At 55.9% G+C, this 21,704-nt stretch carries 18 protein-coding genes and 2 riboswitches; of the genes, 16 read left to right on the top strand and 2 right to left on the bottom strand.

Going from position 1 to position 21,704, the window contains the following annotated elements; genetic code table 11:
- Positions 1-15: 15 nt before the first annotated feature.
- Both gcvT and GZ092_RS17710 read right to left on the bottom strand, forming a co-directional pair.
- Entirely contained in the window at positions 16-1,170 is a 1,155-nt protein-coding gene (gene gcvT / locus GZ092_RS17715) for a glycine cleavage system aminomethyltransferase GcvT (RefSeq protein ID WP_293638338.1), read from the bottom strand.
- Positions 1,171-1,216: 46 nt separating this feature from the next.
- A riboswitch (glycine riboswitch) is annotated at positions 1,217-1,318 on the bottom strand.
- A 21-nt stretch (positions 1,319-1,339) separates the two neighbouring features.
- Positions 1,340-1,443, bottom strand: a riboswitch (glycine riboswitch).
- 45 nt (positions 1,444-1,488) lie between these two features.
- Positions 1,489-2,448, bottom strand: a complete 960-nt coding sequence (locus tag GZ092_RS17710) for a LysR family transcriptional regulator (protein WP_293638337.1) — start codon at positions 2,446-2,448, stop codon at positions 1,489-1,491.
- 163 nt (positions 2,449-2,611) lie between these two features.
- On the opposite strand from GZ092_RS17710, the gene GZ092_RS17705 reads away from it, so the two are divergent.
- The 16 genes from GZ092_RS17705 to epsG all read left to right on the top strand — a co-directional run bounded on the left by GZ092_RS17705 (position 2,612) and on the right by epsG (position 21,522).
- Positions 2,612-4,360 carry an IlvD/Edd family dehydratase gene (locus GZ092_RS17705; RefSeq protein WP_293638336.1) on the top strand — a complete coding sequence of 583 codons (1,749 nt, stop codon included), beginning with the start codon at positions 2,612-2,614 and terminating at the stop codon, positions 4,358-4,360.
- Between the two features lie 303 nt (positions 4,361-4,663).
- Entirely contained in the window at positions 4,664-5,719 is a 1,056-nt protein-coding gene (gene denD, locus GZ092_RS17700) for a D-erythronate dehydrogenase (protein ID WP_293638335.1), read from the top strand.
- Between the two features lie 96 nt (positions 5,720-5,815).
- Positions 5,816-6,787, top strand: a complete 972-nt coding sequence (locus GZ092_RS17695; RefSeq protein WP_293638333.1) for a TRAP transporter substrate-binding protein — start codon at positions 5,816-5,818, stop codon at positions 6,785-6,787.
- 86 nt (positions 6,788-6,873) lie between these two features.
- Positions 6,874-7,368, top strand: a complete 495-nt coding sequence (locus GZ092_RS17690) for a TRAP transporter small permease (RefSeq protein WP_293638332.1) — start codon at positions 6,874-6,876, stop codon at positions 7,366-7,368.
- The gene (locus tag GZ092_RS17685; RefSeq protein ID WP_293638330.1) at positions 7,365-8,642 is read left to right on the top strand and encodes a TRAP transporter large permease; all 1,278 of its coding nucleotides are present in this window, start codon (positions 7,365-7,367) and stop codon (positions 8,640-8,642) included. Before GZ092_RS17690 ends, GZ092_RS17685 begins: the two co-directional genes overlap by 4 nt.
- Before the next feature lie 7 nt (positions 8,643-8,649).
- A complete protein-coding gene (locus GZ092_RS17680) occupies positions 8,650-9,426 on the top strand; it encodes a FadR/GntR family transcriptional regulator (protein WP_293638329.1) in 777 nt (258 codons plus the stop codon).
- 157 nt (positions 9,427-9,583) lie between these two features.
- Positions 9,584-10,501 carry an L-threonate dehydrogenase gene (gene ltnD / locus GZ092_RS17675; protein WP_293638353.1) on the top strand — a complete coding sequence of 306 codons (918 nt, stop codon included), beginning with the start codon at positions 9,584-9,586 and terminating at the stop codon, positions 10,499-10,501.
- 152 nt (positions 10,502-10,653) lie between these two features.
- Positions 10,654-11,940: a 3-oxo-tetronate kinase gene (gene otnK / locus GZ092_RS17670; RefSeq protein WP_293638328.1), complete on the top strand. Its 1,287-nt coding sequence runs from the start codon at positions 10,654-10,656 to the stop codon at positions 11,938-11,940.
- Complete coding sequence (locus tag GZ092_RS17665; protein ID WP_293638327.1) at positions 11,937-12,620, top strand: aldolase; 684 nt, start codon at positions 11,937-11,939, stop codon at positions 12,618-12,620. The genes otnK and GZ092_RS17665 overlap by 4 nt, the downstream gene beginning before the upstream one ends.
- 6 nt (positions 12,621-12,626) lie before the next feature.
- Positions 12,627-13,424 (top strand): 2-oxo-tetronate isomerase, encoded by a 798-nt coding sequence (gene otnI / locus GZ092_RS17660; protein ID WP_293638326.1) that lies wholly within the window; start codon positions 12,627-12,629, stop codon positions 13,422-13,424.
- Between the two features lie 648 nt (positions 13,425-14,072).
- On the top strand, positions 14,073-14,861 hold the full coding sequence (gene epsA / locus GZ092_RS17655) for an XrtB/PEP-CTERM-associated transcriptional regulator EpsA (protein WP_293638325.1): 789 nt from the start codon (positions 14,073-14,075) through the stop codon (positions 14,859-14,861).
- Positions 14,854-16,278, top strand: coding sequence for an undecaprenyl-phosphate glucose phosphotransferase (locus GZ092_RS17650; protein WP_293638324.1), 1,425 nt, complete (start codon positions 14,854-14,856; stop codon positions 16,276-16,278). The genes epsA and GZ092_RS17650 overlap by 8 nt, the downstream gene beginning before the upstream one ends.
- Before the next feature lie 140 nt (positions 16,279-16,418).
- The gene (epsL, locus tag GZ092_RS17645; protein WP_293638323.1) at positions 16,419-17,618 is read left to right on the top strand and encodes an XrtB/PEP-CTERM-associated polysaccharide biosynthesis outer membrane protein EpsL; all 1,200 of its coding nucleotides are present in this window, start codon (positions 16,419-16,421) and stop codon (positions 17,616-17,618) included.
- 743 nt (positions 17,619-18,361) lie between these two features.
- Positions 18,362-19,213, top strand: a complete 852-nt coding sequence (gene epsE / locus GZ092_RS17640) for a polysaccharide export protein EpsE (RefSeq protein ID WP_293638322.1) — start codon at positions 18,362-18,364, stop codon at positions 19,211-19,213.
- 6 nt (positions 19,214-19,219) lie between these two features.
- Positions 19,220-20,617 carry a chain length determinant protein EpsF gene (epsF, locus tag GZ092_RS17635; RefSeq protein WP_293638321.1) on the top strand — a complete coding sequence of 466 codons (1,398 nt, stop codon included), beginning with the start codon at positions 19,220-19,222 and terminating at the stop codon, positions 20,615-20,617.
- Positions 20,614-21,522: a chain length determinant protein tyrosine kinase EpsG gene (gene epsG, locus GZ092_RS17630; protein WP_293638320.1), complete on the top strand. Its 909-nt coding sequence runs from the start codon at positions 20,614-20,616 to the stop codon at positions 21,520-21,522. Before epsF ends, epsG begins: the two co-directional genes overlap by 4 nt.
- Positions 21,523-21,704: the final 182 nt, after the last annotated feature.

The following is a 21,704-nucleotide window of genomic DNA, read 5'->3' as shown; positions in this document are numbered from 1 at the left end:
AAAAGAAAGAATAAATCAGCCGCGGTAATAGCGGGCAGGAACAAAAGGCGTGGTCGCGACCTTCATGGGCACGGGCTTGCCACGCACCATGGCAAACAGTTCGGTGCCGACCAGGGCATAGTCGGGATGCACATACGCCAGCGCAACCGGCTGGTTCAGCGTGGGGCTGAGCAGGCCGCTGGTGACCTGGCCGATGACCTGGCCGTCCATGTTTTCCAGCATGGCCGGTTCGCGCACCGGAACGCGCGCGCTGGCCATCAGCGCCACGCGCTTGCGGGTGAGGCTGGCCGGATCGGCAAGCTGGGACAGGATTTTGTCCGCGCCCGGAAAGCCGCCGGCCCGCGCACCGCCGGTGCGACGAACTTTTTGAATCGCCCAGTTCAGGCTGGCCTCGACCGGCGTGGTCGTGGTGTCGATGTCGTTGCCGTACAGACACAGACCGGCTTCCAGCCGCAGCGAGTTGCGTGCGCCCAGGCCGACGGGTTTGACCTCGGGCTGGACCAGCAGGGCTCTGGCCAGGGTGTCGGCCTGCGTGGCGGGCACTGAAATCTCGAAACCGTCTTCGCCGGTGTAGCCGCTGCGGGTGATGAAGCAGTCGCAGCCCGCCACGGTGAAGTGGCCTCCGGTCATGAAAACAAGTTTTTCAACGCCGGGCGCCAGCCGCTGCAGGGCCGTGACCGCCTGCGGTCCCTGCAGCGCCAGCAGCGCCATGTCGGGCATGGGAATGACTTCGCAGCGGCTGCCGATCTTGTTCTGGATATGCGCGATGTCGCCTGCCTTGCACGCGCCGTTGACGATGATGAAAATGTCGCCACCGTTGGCCACATCGCGGTTGAAGAACATCAGGTCGTCAATGATGCCGCCTTCGTCATTGAGCAGCAGGCCGTAGCGCTGCTTGCCCGCTGGCAGGTCAATCACATCGACCGGCATCAGGCTTTCAAAAGCGGCGGCGGCCTCCGGCCCGACGAGCCGAAGCTGGCCCATGTGCGACACGTCGAACAGGCCGGCGCTGCTGCGGGTCTGCAGGTGCTCGGCCATCAGGCCGGCCGGGTATTGCACCGGCATGGAATAGCCGGCAAACGGCACCATGCGTGCGCCGAGTTCCACATGCAGGTCGTGCAGCGGCGTGTTGAGCAAAGGGGCAGGGGCGGCAGACGGTTCGTGGGACATGGCGTTCTCCGGGGGGCAAACATGAATCCATGGCCAAACGCCACGGGCTGCCCCTTCTGTCCACTTTACCTGAGAGATTCGCCTGGCGATGCAGGGTTGCTCCTTCGGTGGACCGCCTTGAACGCGGCCTCTCTCCAGTTGGGAACGCCCCAGGCAGCTGATGGCCTAGGGGCGGTTGCCAGTCCTTTTGCCTGAGCGTTCAGTCCACCATTGGGGGTGGCACATGCGCCTTCGGCGGTTTTCTCGGGGAAAACTCTCTCCTGACGGGGCAAGTGTAGCCGAGCCCCCTGGCCTAGCCACGCGATCGGGCGCTGGAATTTACCGGCCGCCGGCCACCGAATACAGTTCTGCCGCTGTGGCGCGCACATGTTTCAACAGCAGGCTGGCGCCCGGCGACAGCACATGGTCGCGCCGCAAAATGATGCCAAAGCTGTCCATCCTGCATGGCAGTTCAATCGGCAGAATCGCCAGTTCGCCGGACTGCACGAAAGCCCGCGCCACTTCCAGCGGCATCACATGCAGGAAATCGGTTTGCAGCAGCAGGCTGGTAATGACCGAGATGGCAGTGGTTTCGACCACGTTCGAAGGCATGCCAATGTCTGCTGCGCGAAACATCATGTCAAACCGGTGCCGCAGGATGCTGCCGCGCGGCGACAGTATCCAGCTGGCAGCGGCCAGATCCTGCAAGCTGAGGTCGGTGCGCCCCAACAGCGGGTGGCCGGCGCGTGCCACGGCGCATTCGGTTTCCTCTGACAACGCTTCATACAACAAGTCCGGTTCATCGTTTTGCACCAGGATGCGGGCAATCAGAAAATCGAGCTGACCGCGCTGAAGCTGGCGCATCAGCTCATGGCTGGTGCCCATCTCGACGCCGATGCAAAGCCTGGGCGCTTCTTCCTTGGCGCGCGCGATGGCCTGCGGAACCAGCGTCATCGACGCCGTGATGATGACGCCAATATCCACCTGGCCTGACAAACCGGCCTGCAAGGTGACAATCGAATCCTGGCCTTGCGACAGGCTGTCCAGCGCCATGCGGACATGGCGGATCATCGTCTCGCCATAGAGCGTCGGGCTGACGCCCCGGGGCAGGCGTTCGAAAAACGAGACGCCGAAAAGCTCTTCAATGTCTTTGAGCATTTTGGAGGCCGCAGGCTGGCTCATGTTCATTGCCGTGGCGGCCTGGTGCAGGTTGCGCGCCTCGTCGAGCGCGACCAGCAAAAACATCTGGCGCGTTTTGAGCCGGGTTCGTGTGCGTCGCGCTGCGTCGAGTGTGTTCATATCGGGCTTGTCGTGGCCGTGGCAACGCATTTCCTGCGGTTGCCAATTTTGTTGAGTGATACAAAAAATTGTATGGCTAACGCAAATTTCTTCATTTGTTTTGCATGCTTCGGGCTTCTACCATGCGCGGGCACCCACTCACTATCCGATGGAAAGCGACAAGATGTCCAACACGCCAAAACGTACTTTACGGTCTGCCGCCTGGTTCGGCTCAGCTGACAAAAACGGCTTCATGTACCGCAGCTGGATGAAGAATCAGGGCATTCCCGACCATGAATTCCAGGGCAAACCCATCATCGGCATCTGCAACACCTGGTCTGAACTGACGCCGTGCAACGCCCACTTCCGCAAGATTGCCGAGCATGTGAAGCGCGGCATTTCCGAGGCCGGCGGCTTTCCGGTGGAATTTCCGGTGTTTTCCAACGGTGAATCGAACCTGCGCCCTACGGCAATGCTGACGCGCAATCTGGCCAGCATGGATGTGGAGGAGTCGATTCGCGGTAACCCGATGGATGCGGTCGTGCTGCTGGTCGGCTGCGACAAGACCACGCCGGCGCTGCTGATGGGCGCGGCCAGCTGCGACATTCCGACCATCGTCGTCACCGGCGGCCCGATGCTCAACGGCAAGCACGAAGGCCGCGACATCGGTTCGGGCACAGCGGTCTGGCAGCTGCATGAAGCCGTCAAGGCCGGAAAAATCACGCTGAACCAGTTCATGTCGGCCGAAGCCGGCATGTCGCGATCGGCCGGCACCTGCAACACCATGGGCACGGCGTCCACGATGGCCTGCATGGCCGAAGCGCTGGGCACGTCGCTGCCGCACAACGCGGCGATTCCAGCGGTCGATGCGCGCCGCTACGTGCTGGCGCATCTGTCGGGCATGCGCATTGTTGACATGGTCTGGGAAGACCTGAAGCTTTCAAAAGTGCTGACGCGCGAAGCTTTTGAAAACGCGATTCGCGTCAATGCGGCCATCGGCGGCTCGACCAATGCCGTGATTCACCTCAAAGCCATTGCCGGTCGCATTGGCGTGCCGCTGGAACTGGAAGACTGGACGAACATTGGCAAGGGCACGCCCACGATTGTTGATTTGCAGCCATCCGGTCGTTTCCTGATGGAAGAGTTTTATTACGCCGGCGGCCTGCCGGGCGTGCTGCGCCGGATGGGCGAGGGCGGTCTGCTGCCGCACAAGGACGCGCTGACCGTGAATGGAAAGTCGATCTGGGACAACGTGCTGGACGCGCCCATCTACAACGACGAAGTGATCCGTCCGCTCGACAAGCCGCTTGTGGCTGACGGCAGCATGTGCATCCTGCGCGGCAACCTCGCGCCGCGCGGTGCCGTGCTGAAGCCGTCGGCGGCCACGCCTGCGCTGATGAAGCACCGTGGCAAAGCCGTCGTGTTCGAGGATTTCGACCACTACAAGGCGCGCATCAACGACCCGGCGCTGGAAGTTGATGCTGACTCGGTGATGGTGCTGAAGAACTGCGGACCCAAGGGCTATCCCGGCATGGCGGAAGTCGGCAACATGGGCCTGCCGCCGAAATTGCTGGCGCAGGGCATCACCGACATGGTGCGCATCTCGGACGCCCGCATGAGCGGCACGGCCTACGGCACGGTGGTGCTGCATGTCGCGCCCGAAGCGGCAGCCGGCGGGCCGCTGGCCATTGTGCAGGAGGGCGACTGGATTGCGCTGGACAGCCATGCGGGCACGCTAAATCTGGAAGTGAGCGATGCCGATATGGCGCAGCGTCACGCCGACAGGCAAGCCCGGCAGACGCTGCAGGCCGGGCCGCCCAAGAGCGGTTACCAGCAGCTGTATATCGACCGCGTGCTGCAGGCCGACGAAGGCTGTGATTTTGATTTTCTGGTGGGTTGCCGGGGTGCCGAAGTGCCACGGCATTCGCATTAAAGCGGTATCCCTTTGACGGGCCATCGCGGCATACAGGGAATTCGGTATTTTGCTACTGGATTAATAGCTGCTAACGCTTGTGCAGCCTGCGCAATTGGCCTGTTTGATGCTAAAAATGCTGTTTGCGGGTGCGCGCGAGGGTTTTCCGCCTTCATGAAACGCCTGCGGTGCGGCATAAGCATGCGGGTGGCGCCAGAACCCGTGTCCGGCGCGTCTGCCTGACCCCTTGGGACTGCGTGCCGGGTCACCCAATCTTCGGCTTGAAAATAATCCATCCATCCATTCCATTACCCAGGAGATTCCATGTCGAACCCATCCCTTTCAACCCCGCCACCCTGTCATGTCGTCATCACCGGCGGCGCCGGTTTTCTGGGCGTGCGTCTTGCCCGCAGCCTGCTGGCCCGGGGGCAGCTGTCGCTGGCCGGCGCCGCGCCTGCGCTGATTGCGCGCATCACGCTGGTGGACCGCGCGCCGCCGCCTGACGATTTGTCGGCTGACCCGCGTGTCGCCGTCGTGATTGGTGATCTGGGTGAAATTCTTGCGCAAAAAGAGGCTTTTGCGCAAGTCCCATCTACGCAGACTGCTATCGTTTTTCATCTGGCAGCGGCTGTCAGCGGCGAATGCGAAGCTGATTTCGACTTGGGCATGCGCAGCAATTTCGCCGCCACGCTGGCTTTGTTGCAAGCCTGCCGCGCCCTGAAAACCCGGCCCATGGTGGTGTTTGCCAGTTCGCTGGCCGTGTTTGGCGATGCGCCCGGCCAGCCGCTGCCGCCCGCCATCGAGGACAACACCCTGCCCACGCCGCAAAGCAGCTACGGCATCCAGAAATTCATGGGCGAGCAACTGGTGGCCGACTTCACGCGCAAGGGATTCATCCAGGGCCGCAACGTGCGCTTGATGACCGTCAGTGTGCGTCCCGGCCGGCCCAACGGCGCGGCATCGAGCTTCCTGAGCGGCATGATCCGTGAGCCGCTGGCGGGCGTGCGGGCTGTCTGCCCGGTGGCGCCGCAAACCCCCATGGCCCTGTCATCGCCCGCGCGCACCATCGCGGGCCTGATCCGCGCGGCCGAGGCGACAGATCAGGAATGGGGACCGCGCACCGGGCTGAACCTGCCGGCCCTGACGACAACGCCAGGCGAGATGGCGGCGGCGCTGGAGCGCGTGGCGGGCGCGGCCGCCACGGCCCTGATCGACTGGATTCCAGACCCGGCCATCGGCAACATCGTCAATACCTGGCCGGCGCGCATCCATTCGGTGCGGGCCAGTGGCCTGGGGCTGCTTCCCGAGGAAAATTTTGAAAACATCATTCGGGACTACATCAGGGAAACTCCGTATGCCGTCTCGTTGCCGATCAGATAACAATCACCCGACAATAAAAGTTGTATGACAAATTTTGTCCGGATTGACTGATCTGACCATCGCCAGTCCTTTACTTTCCACCCTGAGGAGACATCCATGAAATTGAGCAAACTGGTAATTGGCCTGTCGCTGGCCGTTGGTTTTATGGCGTCGGCTGCGGCCCAGACCACCATGCGGATCAGTATTTCGATTGCGCAAAACTCGCACCAAGGCATTGCCATCGACACCTTCGCCAAGGAGGTTGAAAAACGCACCGCTGGTCGTTACAAGGTCCAGCCTTTTTACTCTGGCTCGCTCGGCGGCGAGCGCGAATCCATCGAAGCCGTGCAGCTGGGCACCCAGGCACTGACATTTTCTTCGTCCGGCCCCATTCCCAATTTTGTGCCAGAGACCAAGATTCTGGACATCCCGTTTCTGTTTCGTGACAAGGCGCATGCACGCGCCGTGCTGGACGGCCCGATTGGTCAGGAAATGCTGGCCAAGTTTGACTCCAAGGGCTTCAAGGCGCTGGCCTGGGGCGAAAACGGCATGCGCCACATGACCAACAGCAAGCGTTCAGTTAATGGCCCTGAAGACCTCAAGGGACTGAAAATGCGCACCATGGAGAACCCGGTGCACGTGGCAGCCTACAAAGGCCTGGGCATCGTGACGACGCCGATGGCATTCCCTGAAGTGTTTACCGCGCTGCAGCAGGGCACGGTGGATGGCCAGGAAAACCCCCTGTCGGTGATCATGGCTTCCAAGTTCGACCAGGTGCAAAAATACCTGACGCTGACCGGCCATGTTTATTCACCCGGTATTTTCCTCATGAACAAGGAGGCATTCGACAAGCTCAGCGCCGCTGACAAGCAGGCATTCCTCGATGCGGCCAAGGAAGGCGTGAAAGCCAACCGCGCCCGCGTGGACGAGGATGACGCCAAGGGCGTGACCGAGTTGCGCAGCAAGGGCATGACCGTGGTCGAGAACGTGGACAAGTCCAAGTTCGTGGCCATGCTGGCGCCGGTGAATGCCGAATTTGAAAAGCAGTTTGGCAAGGCCAACATCGAGCGCATCCGCAACTACAAGTAATCACCGTTTGACCCGTTGAACCGCAACGCCCAAAAAGCAGGATTTTTTGGGCGTTTTTTAACGTCTCTTTTCAGACCGAGAGCGCCATGAAAGACAATTTCTTGAGGCTGGAGCGCTGGACCAGCGGCATTGCCCTGTATGCCGCTTGCGCCATGCTCACCCTCGCCGCGAGCCTGGGTGTGTTCCAGATCATCACCCGTTTTATCCTGGAAATCCCGGCTGAATGGACCGAAGTGCTGATTCGTTTCAGCCTGATCTGGATGGTGTTTTTGGGCATTCCGATGGCTTTTCGCCAGGGCGCGATGGTCAGCGTGGATGTGCTGTACCGCTGGAGTCCGCCGCGCATCCGCCGCGTGCTGGATTTTGTCGTCTGTTTTGCGGCCTTGGGCCTGGTGGCCGTCATCGTCTGGTGGGGCTGGGACTATGCCAACCGTGGCAAGGTGCAAACCATGAGCGGCCTGGAAAGCGTGAGCATGTTCTGGGCTTACCTGGCCATGCCCGTGGGCGGCGTGCTGAGCATGATCGGCATCATTGCCAACCTGCTGGACCCCCAGCGCCTTGAACTGGAGACCGCGCAATGACCGCTGTGATGTTAACCACCATGGTGCTGTGCTTTGCACTCACCGTTTCCGTGGCGGTATCAATCGGCCTGGCCTCCATCGTGGGCATCCAGGTGGCTGATGCGAACATGCTGATCTCGGTCAAGGAGATGTTCAATTCGATCAACAAGTTTCCGCTGGCCGCCATTCCGTTTTTCATCCTGGCGGGCAACATCATGGAGTCAGGCGGCATTTCCCGCCGGCTGGTGGAGTTTGCCAAGAGCCTGGTGGGCGGCGTGCAGGGCGGCCTGCCCATGACCTGTGTGCTGACCTGCATGATTTTTGCGGCGGTGTCCGGCTCGTCGGTGGCCACCACCTTTGCCATCGGCACGATCCTGATTCCAGCTCTCGTCAAGGTGGGCTATCCGACCACTTGGGCGGCTTCGCTGCAGGCCACCAGCGCCGAGCTGGGGGTGATCATTCCGCCCTCGATCCCGATGATTCTTTACGGCGTGAGCGCTGAAGTGTCGGTGGGCGAATTGTTCATTGCCGGCATTGGCCCGGGCATCTTGATTGGACTGGGGCTGATGGCCTTCGTCTGGGTGTACTGCCGCATCAAGGGGTGGGGCAAGAACGACGGCGAAGGCCGGCAGTCGGTGGGCAAGGCCACGATGAAGGCAAGCTGGGCGCTGCTGATGCCGGTCATTATCCTGGGCGGCATTTACGGCGGTGTGTTTACGCCCACCGAAGCCTCGGCCGTGGCGGTTTTTTATTCGCTGATCGTGGGCCTGCTGATTTACCGCGAGATCAAGCTGCCCGACCTGCTGATCATTTTGCGCAAGTCTGTGCTGTCTTCGGCGGTGATCATGTTCATCATCGCCAATGCCGGCCTGTTTGCCTTTTTGATCACGCGTGCCGGTGTGCCCGATGCCATCGGTCACTGGCTGCAGGAGGTACTCAAGTCACCCACCTACTTTTTGCTGGGCGTGAATGCGGCACTGTTCTTTATTGGCATGTTCATTGAAACCAGCGCGGCCATCATCGTGCTGGCGCCGATTCTGGCGCCGGTGGCCATGCACTTTGGCATTGATCCGGTGCATTTCGGCATGATCATGGTGGTGAACCTGGCGATGGGCATGATCACGCCGCCGTTTGGCGTGAACCTGTTTGCGGCGTGTACGGTGGCGCGCATCTCGCTGGACCGAATGGTCAAGGACCTGATTCCCTTTGTGCTGGTCATTCTGGTGTGCCTGATGATCATTACTTATGTACCGGTCCTGTCGCTGGGCCTGCGCGACCTGGTTTACGCGAGATAGCGAAACCATGACGAAGCAGTTCAAGCCCATTACGCCCGGCGCTTACCTTTCGGACCAGGTGGCTGACGTGCTGGCCGCCGAAATCCGGGCGGGACGCTTGGGGGTGGGTGACAAGCTGCCGACGGAGGCGGCGCTGGTGGCGCAGTTTCTGGTGAGCCGTACCGTGGTGCGGGAAGCCGTCTCGCGCCTGAAGTCGCTGGGGCTGGTCGATTCCCGGCAGGGCAGCGGCGTGTATGTGAAGGAAGTCGGCTTTTCGCCGCTCAACTTTGATGCCCGTTCGGCAGTTTCAAAGCAGGCGGTGATCCAGATGGTGGAAGTGCGCCGCGCGCTGGAAGCAGAAGTCGCCGAACTGGCCGCTCGGCGCCGCAGTCAGGCCGACATCAAGCGCATCCGCCAGTCAATCACGCTGCTTGACAAGGCCGTGCAGGGCGGTGGCGATGGCGTGGACGAAGATGTCCAATACCACCGCGCCATTGCGGATGCGGCGCGCAACCCTTTTCTGATTGGCACACTGGAATACCTTGCCCAGTTCCTGCGCGGCGCTACCCGTGTGACGCGCGCCAATGAAGCGCGCAGGGAGGACTTTGCACGGCAGGTGCGCGACGAGCATGAAATGATCGTGCAGGCCATCGAAGCCGGTGATCCGGTGGCCGCACGAAAGGCCGCCGCGCAGCACATGGACAACGCCATCCAGCGCATCGAGCAGGCCGACCCGGCTTTCTGGGAACAAGCGGGCGTTCAGCTGGCACGCCCTCTGGTGTGCGCCTTGCCGATGCATAACTGAAGCGCATGCCCGCTACATCCTGTGCCCCATAAGCTGTTTCGGATTATTTTTGTGCGGAAAACTTAACAAAAATTTGTATGACAACCCTATCAAGCAAGCGCTTCAAGCCTTCCGATTTATTCAGAGCCTCAGGGCTTTTGCGTCAGGAATTTGCAAAATTCAACAGCAAGCAAGGAGTCAGGCAATGACGTCAACCGTCGGCGTAATCGGCCTCGGCGCCATGGGCAGCGGCATGGCGCGTTCATTGCGCCGCCATGGCTGCCATGTGCATGTTTTTGACGTGCGCGCCGAAGTCGCCCAGGCCTTTGCGGAGGAGGGCGGCGTCGCCTGTGCCTCGCCCGCCGATCTGGCCGGGCCGTGCGACATCATCGTGTCGGTGGTGGTGAATGCCGCCCAGACCGATAGCGTGCTGTTCGGCGAGGGCGGCTGCGCTGGCGCGATGAAGCGCGGCAGCGTCTTTGTGATGTGCTCCACCGTGGACCCCAACTGGTCGATTGCACTCGAAGCGCGGCTGGCAGCGCAGGGCATTCTCTACCTTGATGCGCCGATTTCCGGCGGCGCCGCCAAGGCCGCCAGCGGCGAGATGACCATGATGACGTCGGGCACGCCCGAAGCCTACGCCGTGGTCGGCTCGCTGCTTGATGCGATGGCCGCCAAGGTTTACCGCCTCGGCGACCAGGCCGGGGCGGGCAGCAAGGTCAAGATCATCAACCAGCTGCTGGCGGGCGTGCATATCGCGGCAGCCGCAGAAGCCATGGCGCTGGGACTGCGCGCGGGCGTCGATCCGGCTGCGTTGTATGAGGTGATCACCCACAGTGCGGGCAACAGCTGGATGTTTGAAAACCGCATGGCTCATGTGCTGGCAGCCGACTACACGCCGCTGTCGGCCGTGGACATTTTTGTGAAGGACCTGGGCCTGGTGCTTGACATGGCGCGGGCCAGCAAGTTTCCGTTGCCGCTGTCCAGCACCGCGCACCAGATGTTCATGCAGGCGTCCACGGCAGGCTTTGCCCGCGAGGACGACAGCGCCGTCATCAAGATTTTCCCCGGCATTGAATTGCCCAAAAAGCCATGAGCGCCGGACGTGACGCACCCATCGCAGCAGGAAGTGCGGAGTCTGCGATCGCCAGCGCCGGACTTTCCAAGTCAGGGCCGCAGAACCGGCTTGGCCGGGCTGCAGGCGCAGCGGCCCCCTTGGGGGGCAGCGAAGCACACGGAGTGGCAAGCGTGGGGGCCACTCTCTTGCTTGGCTGTATCGCCGACGACTTCACCGGCGCGACGGACCTGGCCAACAACCTGGTGCGCGCCGGCATGCGCGTGGTGCAGGCCATCGGCGTGCCCGATCAGCCGCTGGACACGCCGGCCGATGCCGTGGTGGTGGCCCTCAAGTCCCGCACCTTGCCGGTCAATGACGCCATCGCCCAGTCGCTGGAGGCACTGCGCTGGCTGCAGGCGCAGGGCGCGCAGCAGATCTACTTCAAGTATTGCTCCACCTTTGACAGCACGGCGCAAGGCAATATCGGCCCGGTGACCGAGGCGCTGATGGCGGCGCTCGGAAGCGACTTCACCATTGCCACACCCGCGTTCCCCGACAACCAGCGCACCGTGTTCAAGGGCCATCTGTTTGTCGGCGATGTGCTGCTCAACGAAAGCGGCATGCAAAACCATCCGCTCACGCCCATGACGGACGCCAACCTGGTGCGCGTGTTGCAGGCGCAATGTCGCCGCAAGGTGGGCCTGATCGACTACAAGGTCGTGGCGCAGGGTGAGTCGGCAATTCGCGATCGCATCGAGCAGCTTCGCGCCGACGGCGTGGGCGTGGCTGTGGTCGATGCCATTTCCAACGATGACCTGATGCGTTTGGGGCCTGCGCTGAAAAACATGCCGCTGGTCACCGCCGGATCGGGTGTTGCCATCGGATTGCCTGCCAACTTTGGCATCGCCCCCTCCAGCACCGCCAGTGTGCTGCCCGCCGCCATCGGCCTGCAGGCCGTGGTATCAGGCAGTTGCTCGCTGGCGACCAACCGGCAGGTGCAAGCGTTCATCCAGACGGGACGCCCGGCTCTGGCGCTTGATCCACTCCAAATCGCGGCCGCCCAAGCCGTCGGCAAGGACATCGTGGCTGAAACCCTGGCTTGGGCCGAGCCGCTGCTGGCGCAGGGACCGGTGCTGATCTATTCGTCAGCGGACGCGAATGCCGTACGGTCCGTGCAAGGCCAACTGGGTGTGGAAGCTGCCGGCGCGCTGGTCGAGCGCACCCTGGCCGCGATTGCGCTCGGTCTGGTTGAGTACGGCGTGCGCCAGCTGGTGGTGGCAGGCGGGGAAACCTCCGGCGCCTGCGTCAATGCCTTGGCCATCACGCAAATGAAAATCGGTCCGCAAATTGACCCCGGTGTGCCCTGGTGCCATGCCCAGACCAACGCGGCTGGCATTGACGGTCTGCATCTGACGCTGAAATCCGGCAACTTTGGCACCGACGACTTCTTCAGCAAAGCCTTCACGAGGCTGGCATGACCGAGGCACAAGCCAGGGAGGAAATCTGCCGCGTCGGCCGCAGTCTTTTCGAGCGCGGCTACGTTCACGCCACCGCTGGCAACATCAGCGTGCGGCTCGATGACTCGGAAGGCGGCGGCTTTCTGATCACGCCCACCGATGCATGTCTGGGTTTTCTGGCACCGTCCCGGCTCGCCCGGCTGGACGCGCAAGCGCAGCAGCTTAGCGGTGACCGTGCTAGTAAAACAATAGCACTTCATACCCGTGTATACAGCGCAAATGGCCAATTTGGCTTAAAAACCCGGTGCGTGATCCACACCCACAGCACCCACTGCGTTGCACTGAGTTTGCAGACGCCGATGCAGGAGCCGCGCGAACTGCTGCCCGCCCTGACGCCTTATTTCGTGATGAAGGTCGGCCATGTGCCGGTGATTCCCTATCACCGTCCCGGTGACCCCGAGGCGGCCGAGCAGGTGGCGCAGGCCATTCGCCGCTACGGTGAAGCCGGCACGCCAATACGCGCCGTGATGCTGGAGCGACTCGGGCCGAATGTCTGGCACGACTCACCCGCCGCCGCCATGGCCACCCTCGAAGAGCTTGAAGAAACCGCCCGGCTGATGTGCCTGTGTGCTGTGGCACCCAAGCCCCTGACCGAATCCCGGATAGACGAACTGCGCCAGACCTTTGGCGCCCACTGGTGAATGCCCATGCCCCAATTTGCAGCCAACTTGTCCATGCTCTACCCCGAGCTTGATTTTCTGGACCGTTTTGAAGCCGCCGCCCGCGATGGTTTCAAGGCGGTCGAGTACCTGTTTCCCTATGCGTTTGAAAGCCGCGAAATCGCATCGCGACTGAAGGCGCATGGCCTGCAGCAGGTGCTGTTCAATGCGCCGCCCGGCGACTGGGACGGCGGCGAGCGCGGTCTGGCCTGCCTGCCCGGACGGGAAGCAGAGTTTCGCAAGGGGTTTGCGCAGGCGCTTGACTATGCAGCGGTGCTGCACTGCCCCCGCATCCATGTGATGGCCGGGCTGCTGCCCGCAGGCGCAGAGCGGGGCGAGTTTTATTCCATCTACGTCAGCCAGTTGCGCTGGGCTGCAAGCGAGGCGGCACGGCAGGGCGTGGAGGTGCTGATCGAGCCGATCAACACGCGCGACATTCCCCGCTTCTTCCTGAACCGACAGGACCATGCGCACCAGGTCATTACCGACGTGGGTGCGCCCAACCTCAAGGTGCAGATGGACCTGTACCACTGTCAAATCGTGGAGGGCGACCTGGCGATGAAACTGCGCCACTACCTGCCTACCGGAAATGTGGGCCACCTCCAGATTGCGGGCGTGCCCGAGCGGCATGAACCAGATATTGGCGAGCTTAACTATCCCTACCTGTTTTCGGTGCTCGATGAACTGGGCTACATGGGCTGGGTGGGTTGCGAATACCGGCCACAGGCCGGAACGCAAGCAGGGGGAACCAGCGCTGGATTGGGATGGCTCAAACCCTGGCTTTAACGCGCAGACTATTACGCAAAGTAAATTGACAATCCGGGAATGCCTTGCCTGTCGGCGACGATTGAACATTGGCCCAGTGTGGGCAAGTGACATTGAAAGTAGCGTCGGATCAGCTGGTGCGGATGCGTTTTCAGGCGACCCACGACCGTTTCGGACGTTAGCACCTGCTGATAGCTCAAGGCATGTGCAGAGCCGTACCGGCTTAAAAGCGAGCTGTCCACCGCTCAATAGGCACAGATTTCACGGTAGGAACAGATAATGAATCCATCAAATTAGATATACATCTACAGGTTTGCCGTGGATTCGGGCTGCATCTACGATTCGCGCAACGATGGCTCTGATGCCTCCCGGGCAACTTCGGCATTCGGAAAATTGCACTTCGCATAACTACTGTAGTTTCATTGCCACACAAGCCGTCTATGGTTTGGACATGGAGGCTGTTCCGGTCACTTTCCCATATCAGCAGATTTTGGATGAGAAGCAACGCAGACAACTCAGGAGAAATAGCCGGAACCCATGATGAATGCTTGATGACTTGTAAATTGTTGTATGTCCTACACGCACGCTTGATATAAAGTCACTTTGAGGCTTCGCATTTCATCGATGCTATCGGGTACTGCACACGACAAAACATACTCAGGGGAAAAAATGCAGAGTCACACGATTCCTGTGTCTGGCGATTCCGGGCACTATCTCAAACTGATCGAAGGGGCCACGGCCATTCGGCGGCATGTCGACCTGCTTCAATGGCTGCAAGGCGACGTTCAGCAGTGCATGCCGCACGAAATTCTGCTGGCAGGATGGGGGAACTTTCAGGAAGGCTCCATCCGGCATGACATCGTGTCCAGGCTGCCGGGCGTTCGCTCCTACGCCGTCGGAACAGATGGATTACCGTTTCTGTTGGGCAAATTTCATGAAAGCTGGGTTGTAGGAGGCCGCCAGCCCAGCAGCCTGGACTTTCGCAACTTTGAATACCTTCTGGGCAACGCCAGCTTGCCCGGTTCGTTCAGCAGCGCATTGCGCAGCATGCGTTCAGGATTGATTCACGGCATGCGCGACGAACGCGGTCAGTGTGAGTGCCTCTACGTCCTCCTCAGCAGTCAGAAAATTCCAGCAGAACCAACCAGTACCGCCATCAAGGTGCTGATGCCGGTGATCGACAGCGCATTGCGACAGGTCACCCAACTGCCGCAACAGCAAAAACCCTTTCCGAAATCACTTCGGATCGGTCAGGAGGAAGCATTTGGGCTGAGTGACCGCGAAATTCAGATCATGGACTGGGTCGCCATGGGAAAAACCAACTCAGAAATAGGAAGTATTTTAAATATAAGTGGTTTTACAGTAAAAAATCACATGCAAAGGATATTTCAAAAATTAAATGTATTCAACCGTGCCCAGGCTGTTTCGAAAATAAACGGGGTCATATTTAATGGCTGAAATTCATGGGATAAAGTCAGCAGCTGTCTGGAAAAATAAGCGGGAGCCTCGCTCGGGATTGGGCAGAAGCTATCTTTTCAGAATGATCGAAAGTGCTCTCGATCCGTTGATTCTGATCATATCCCTCTGGATTCTGGCATTTTACGTCGAAGGATCGATCAAGCCGCCTTACCTGATTCTTTCAATGGTGGTTTTTTCGCTCACATTTCCTGGCGCTGCACGTCTGCGATTGTCCGTGGAGCGCATGATTTTCAATATCTTGTTTCACTGGTTCTGGAATGCAGGACTTCTGATTCTGGTTGGCTTTGCTACCGATTATCTTTTTAAATTTTCAGTAGTTTTTACAATTAACTGGCTATGGATCGCTCCTCTTTGCCAGATCGCCGGGAATCTGACATTTCGTGCAGCAAGCACCAAATTGTTGAAATTACAAGGACCAGCCCAGCGGGTCGTGATCGTCGGAATGAATAACCAGGGTGTCTCGTTGGCTGAGAACATAGGCGAATTGGCCTATTCCGGCATGGAAATGCGAGGTTTTTTTGATGATCGTAATGAAGTAAGGCGTCACGAAAATGGCAAATACAAGCTTCTGGGTAAAATTGATGAACTTGCCGGTTATGTAAAAAAGTACCGGATTCAGTATATTTACCTGTCCTTGCCAATGATCGCGCGTCCCCGAGTTCTGCAGATTCTTGATGACCTCAAGGACACTACCGCCTCCATTTATTTTGTTCCTGACATGTTCATTACGGATCTGATCCAGGGGCGAAGTGACTCGGTATGCGGTGTCAACGTGATTTCTGTATGCGACACACCGTTCAGAGGATTCAACGGCATTTTGAAACGTTCGAGCGACATCGTCCTGTCCTTGGTTATTTTGCTGCTTGTTTCTCCGATCATGGTTCTAATTGCCATCTTGGTGAAGCTGGGTTCGCCTGGTCCCGCTATCTTCAAGCAGCGCCGTTATGGGCTGGATGGCGAGCAGATACTTGTTTACAAGTTTCGTTCAATGGCGGTGGTAGAAGACGGAGGCAGCATTCAGCAGGCGAAAAAAAATGACCAGCGCATCACAAAGCTTGGAGCATTCCTGCGAAAAACGTCACTGGACGAATTGCCGCAGTTTTTTAACGTACTGCAAGGACGAATGAGCATTGTGGGTCCACGACCACATGCCGTGGCGCACAATGAGATGTACAGAACCTTGATTAAGGGCTACATGGTGCGGCACAAGGTCAGGCCAGGGATCACAGGATGGGCTCAGGTGAACGGCTATCGGGGAGAAACCGAAACGCTGGACAAGATGCAAGCGCGAATTGATTACGATCTCGACTATTTGAGAAACTGGTCATTGCAGCTTGATCTTTTCATTGTTTTGAAGACCATTCGCCTGGTGTTCAAGGACAGTGCGGCCTATTGAATTTTTTCAATGGCTCAAAAGAACTATTGCTAAGTTCGTCTATTTCAGATCAAAATTGTTATAATTGTAATCGTGTGACAATATTGTTACATCTTAAGTTTTTCAAGTTTTTAAATTTCCCCTGAAATAGGATTTTAATAATGTTGCTTCGTAAATTACTGGTGTTGAATCTGGCTTTGGCAGGTGTAGTTACTTTAAACGCTAGAGCCGATGAGTTGGATACATTTCAATTCAGGGCTGGTCAGACCTGGCAATATGACAGCAACGTGTTCCGCTTGTCCGACGCTGTCAACAGCCAGGCAATAATCGGTTCAGGGTCGTCTTCCGATCATTACGGCGTCACGACAATTGGTGCAAAAATCGACAAGAGTTATGGCTTGCAGAGATTTGAGATTGATGTAAATGCAAATCGGTATGCCTACAAAAACTTTTCAAATCTTGATTTTACTGCTGTAAATTATGCTGCGGCTTGGCGTTGGAGTCTTACGCCATCATTTTATGGAAATTTAACAACTGACCGCCAAGAATACACTGACAACACGGCTGATGTTCAAAATCAGGGACAAGTCAATCGACGAACAGATCGTCTGACTTTACTGGATGCTGAATATGCAATCGACGGTCCCTGGCGTGTTCTGGGTGGTGTTTTTGAGAGAAGCAGTTCAAACAGCCAGGCTGTTACCTTTGAGGGTGACTCGAAAGTTCGCGGCGTTGAGGTTGGCGTAAGGTATGTATTTGCTTCAGACAGCTCATTTGCCTATCGTCTGAAACAAGGAAAAGGTGAATACCCAAACCGTGTCCTGTCATCCACATCGGCAAGCGACTTCAAGGATCGGGAGCATGAGTTCAAACTTGTATGGCCTATTACCGGAATAACGACGATCCAATCGCGTCTGTCTTATTTTGACCGGGCACATGATGGACTTGCCGCAAGAGATTTCTCTGGATTTGTCGGCCAGCTTGAAGCTACATGGAAACCAACGGGAAAAACCACCGTCAATGGTGGAGTGGCCAGGGACTTGGGTGATTACCAGACCAATAATATAAGTTATTTTCAAGGAAATCGTTTCTTTATAGCTCCGACGTGGAAACCAACAGAGAAAACAGCTGTCAAGTTCCGTTATGACCACGGAGTTCGAAATTATAAGGGCTCGTTGCCCGGTTTTATTGCACTCAATCGCCGTGATACCACCGATTTAAGCGTACTGGGTTTCGAGTGGGAAGTGATTCGTGCAGTTAAATTATCGACTTCAGTGTTTAGTGATAGACGTAAATCCAATGAATTTGGTGCCGATTACAAGAGTCACGGTATAAACTTTGCCGTTTTAGCCAGTTTTTAAAACTTTAATCATATTTATACTTAGATAAAGTAATTTCTATTTAATGTATTTTTTTGCCTGAAGCTATTGAATATTTTCTAAATATTCAATAGCTTCAGGCAATTTTCGTTCAAAATCAAATTAGTTTATAAATTACTCAATATTTTATGTAATGTGAACATTGAAATTAGTTTTTTTAATCACTTGAATATTTTTATTAATTATTGCTAATTGTTTATTTTTTTTAAAGTCAGTTTCACAGAAAATAATTCTCACGGTTCTAAAGAATTTTGATCGCCTTTTTGAAATCCACATGTCTCTGATGTACTTTCTGGTTGTCTTGTCTATCCTTATTATTTGCGTTTCAATTCTGATTCCACATTAATAGAATTTTAGATAAACTCCAAAAATTAATTGGAATAATATGATTTAGACTAGAGGCAGTGAGAGCAATTGGAAGCATTAATAAAATCTATAAGGATGATATTAATACTTATATTTATAATTAATTTAACAGGAAAATTCATCGCCCTGATGAGTGTTTAGGATTCTTACTCTGGCTATAGCGTTCAAGGGTTTCACTAATTTCTTCATATAAATTGTTTTAAATGAAAATAAGTGTGTTACCTGGCAAAGGTTAAAGCCGTTTTATTTTGCATACTCTGTAAACAGTTGAAGCATTAGGAAGAAAGAGCTATTGCGGATCTTTCGCTTGCGATCCTAAGATGTAACCTTGTTCTTATAGTTCATCCAAAGGCGCAACGATGAATAACTTCATTCGCTCTCTTGTTTCCATTTTTTTCTTAATTTTTACCTTGACTGCATTTTCCCAGTCTGGTCAGCCTTCTCAAGCTGGGGGAGCTTCAGGCACCGCTGGGCCGCAAGTCCAGCAAGATTACAGACTCGGGGCGGGGGACTCAATTGGTGTTCAGGTCTATCAAAGTCCTGACCTTTCAGTAGATGCTCGTGTGTCCGAAACTGGAGTCATCAGTTATCCCTTGGTTGGTACTCTCCAGCTTGGCGGGTTAACTATTTCCGAAGCAGAGAAAAAAATTGCTGATGCATTGCGAACTGGTGGTTTTGTAAAGCTTCCTCAGGTGAACATCGTCCTTCGTCAGGTTCGAGGAAGTCAGGTAGCTGTTCTTGGCCAGGTTAGTAAACCAGGCCGGTTTCCTCTGGAAACACTCAATACCCGTGTAAGTGACATGCTTGCGGCTGCCGGGGGCACGACTGCTTTGGGTGATGACGTGTTGATCGTTACGGGTCAGCGCAATAGCAAGCCGTTCCGTAAAGTCATTGATATTCCTGCACTGTTTTTGAACGACAAGTCAGAAAACGATATCGTGTTGTCAGGCGGCGACACCTTATATGTCAACAAGGCACCTGTTTTTTACATTTACGGTGAGGCACAACGCCCTGGCCCCTATCGTATTGAGCGTGGTATGACGATGATGCAAGCCTTGGCTTCGGGTGGTGGGCCTACGGTGCGTGGTAGTCAAAACCGTTTGCGCCTGCATAGGCGTGATCTCAATGGCAACGTCGTTGAAACCACTCCCAAACTGACCGACGCGATTCAGGCTGAAGATGTCATTTACGTGCGTGAAAGCCTTTTTTAAGTTGCTATGACCTTACACCAGTTTTTTCTCGTTCTACGTGCCCGATACGGTGTCGTTCTTTTGGTATTGGCCTTTACCTTGACTGCAGCATTGGCTGCCAGCTGGTTGATTCCAAGCAAGTACACCGCCCAGACTTCCTTGCTGGTTGACGTCAGAACGCCTGACCCTGTAGCTGGGGCGGGAATGTCGGGTGTGATTGCTCCTAGTTACATGGCTACCCAAGTAGACATCATTGCTGGTGATCTAGTTGCACAACGAGTGGTAAAGATGCTTAAGCTTAACCAAGATGAGGAAACAAAAGCTGCATGGCAAAAGGCAACTGACGGCAGAGGCACGCTGGATTCATGGATTGCCAAGGATCTTCAAAGCGGTCTTTTGGTGCAACCTTCTCGGGAAAGCAATGTTATTAACATCACCTTCAAAGGCCGAAATGCAGAAAATGTCGCAAAAGTGGCCAATGCTTTTGCGCAAGCCTACCTGGACACCAACCTGTCTTTAAAAACGGAACCTGCTCGTTTATACGCCACATGGTTTGATGAACAAACCAAGGTTTCACGTGCAAAACTTGAAGATGCCCAAGCCCGTTTGTCAGATTACCAGCAAAAAGCTGGCATTGTTTCATCGGATGAGCGAGTTGACTATGAAACGACAAAGCTGGCTCAAATTTCAACACAACTAACGGCTGTGCAGGGTGAAACAACTGACAGTCAAAGCAAGCGTAATGCGCGTGGCGACACGGTTGCCGAAGTGATGCAAAGCACGCTGATTAACGGCCTGAAATCTGACATTGCCCGCCTCGAAGCTAAAGTTAACGAAAACAATGTCAATTTAGGTGTCAATCATCCGTTGCGTCAGCGTGCCGAAGCCGAGCTTGCATCACTTAGAAACCGACTGGCTACCGAGTCAAATCGTATTTCAGCTTCTATTGAAACGGCATACCGCGTTGGCAAGGACCGTGAACGAGAATTGCAGGCAGCGGTCAACGCACAAAAAACAAGGGTTCTTGGGCTGAACAAGCAGCGTGATGAACTCAATGTTTACCGTAGGGATGTAGAAGCTGCACAACGTGCTTATGAAACAGTCAGCCAGAGTGCGTCGCAAACACGCTTGCAAAGCTTGACCAATCAAACTAATGTGGTGCGATTAAATACTGCAATGGCCCCAATTGATCCTTCCAGTCCCAAGCTGTCGCTGAATTTGCTGATTGCAGCATTTATAGGAACATTGCTTGGCGTGGGTTTTGCCATGGTGTTGGAACTCATGAACCGACGTATCAGGTCAACCGAAGATATCATGCAGATGCTTGATCTTCCTGTACTTGCAAGCATTTCCTCTAACGGCGTAAAACGCCGCATGGTGGGTGGCCCCGGTCATCTTGCTTTGCCCAATGGAAGTCCCGCATGACAACACAAAATTCGCAAGTGGTCAGATCGATTCCTTTGGCAAAGACAGCTAATAATTTACTTGCTGAAACAGGTAACGCCAGGACGATGGGGTCGATATTGATGGATTCCGGCAGGCTATCCATTGGAAATGCTGAAAAAATATTGTCATATCAAAGGGAAAATGGCGTTCGATTCGGTGAATCTGGAAGAGCCTTGGGTCTTCTGACTGAAGACGATGTACGGTTTGCCTTGTCAGTCCAGTTTTCTTATTCGTACATTCCCTCAGGAAGCAGCCTGAGCCATGAACTGATTGCGGCATACCAGCCTGACAGTGCTTCAGTGGAGGAGTTGCGCATGCTTCGAAGTCAACTGATGCTGCGCTGGTTCAACAATGGCGTAGATCACAAAGGTCTAGCTGTGGTAAGTGCAGGTTCCGGGGATGGCCGTAGTTATATTGCTGCTAATCTGGCAATTGTTTTCTCCCAACTTGGAGAAAGAACCTTGCTGATTGATGCCGATATGCGGATGCCCAGTCAGCACAGGCTTTTCAGCCTTGGAAAACGAGCTGGTTTGTCGGACATACTTGCAGGGCGGGCTGGATCAGATGCTATTGTGAGCATTGATGCATTGCCGAACTTGTCGGTTATCACGGCTGGCGCTATTCCTCCAAATCCTCAGGAGTTGCTTGGTCGGCAGAGCTTTTCAAAATTATTGCTTGCCTTGGGTGAAGACTTCGATGTCATGATTATTGACACGCCGCCGGCCAGTGTTTGCGCTGATGCTCATACGGTAGCCGTACGTACAGGCGCTGCGTTGATAGTGGCACGACAAGACAAAAGTTCCATGGTTCAACTTGGGAAAATCACCCACAGCCTGCGTGAATTCGGCGTTACTTTGGTAGGTTCGGTACTGAATGATACTTGAGCAAAAATTTTTTACCTATTTAACTTTTTGGATAATTATTTAAGCTTTTTGCGCTTGTAAGATAGTTTCAGTCTGTTGGCGCTCATATTGTTGAGTATTCCGGACCAACGTGACCGGTGATTCCGGGATCGTGACCGACGTTCCGGTGAACGTGAACGGGAGGATTCCGGCAACGTGACCGC

Source organism: Polaromonas sp., from assembly GCF_010365105.1.
Lineage (GTDB): Bacteria > Pseudomonadota > Gammaproteobacteria > Burkholderiales > Burkholderiaceae_C > Polaromonas.
This window is presented reverse-complemented; position numbering and strand designations above follow the sequence as displayed.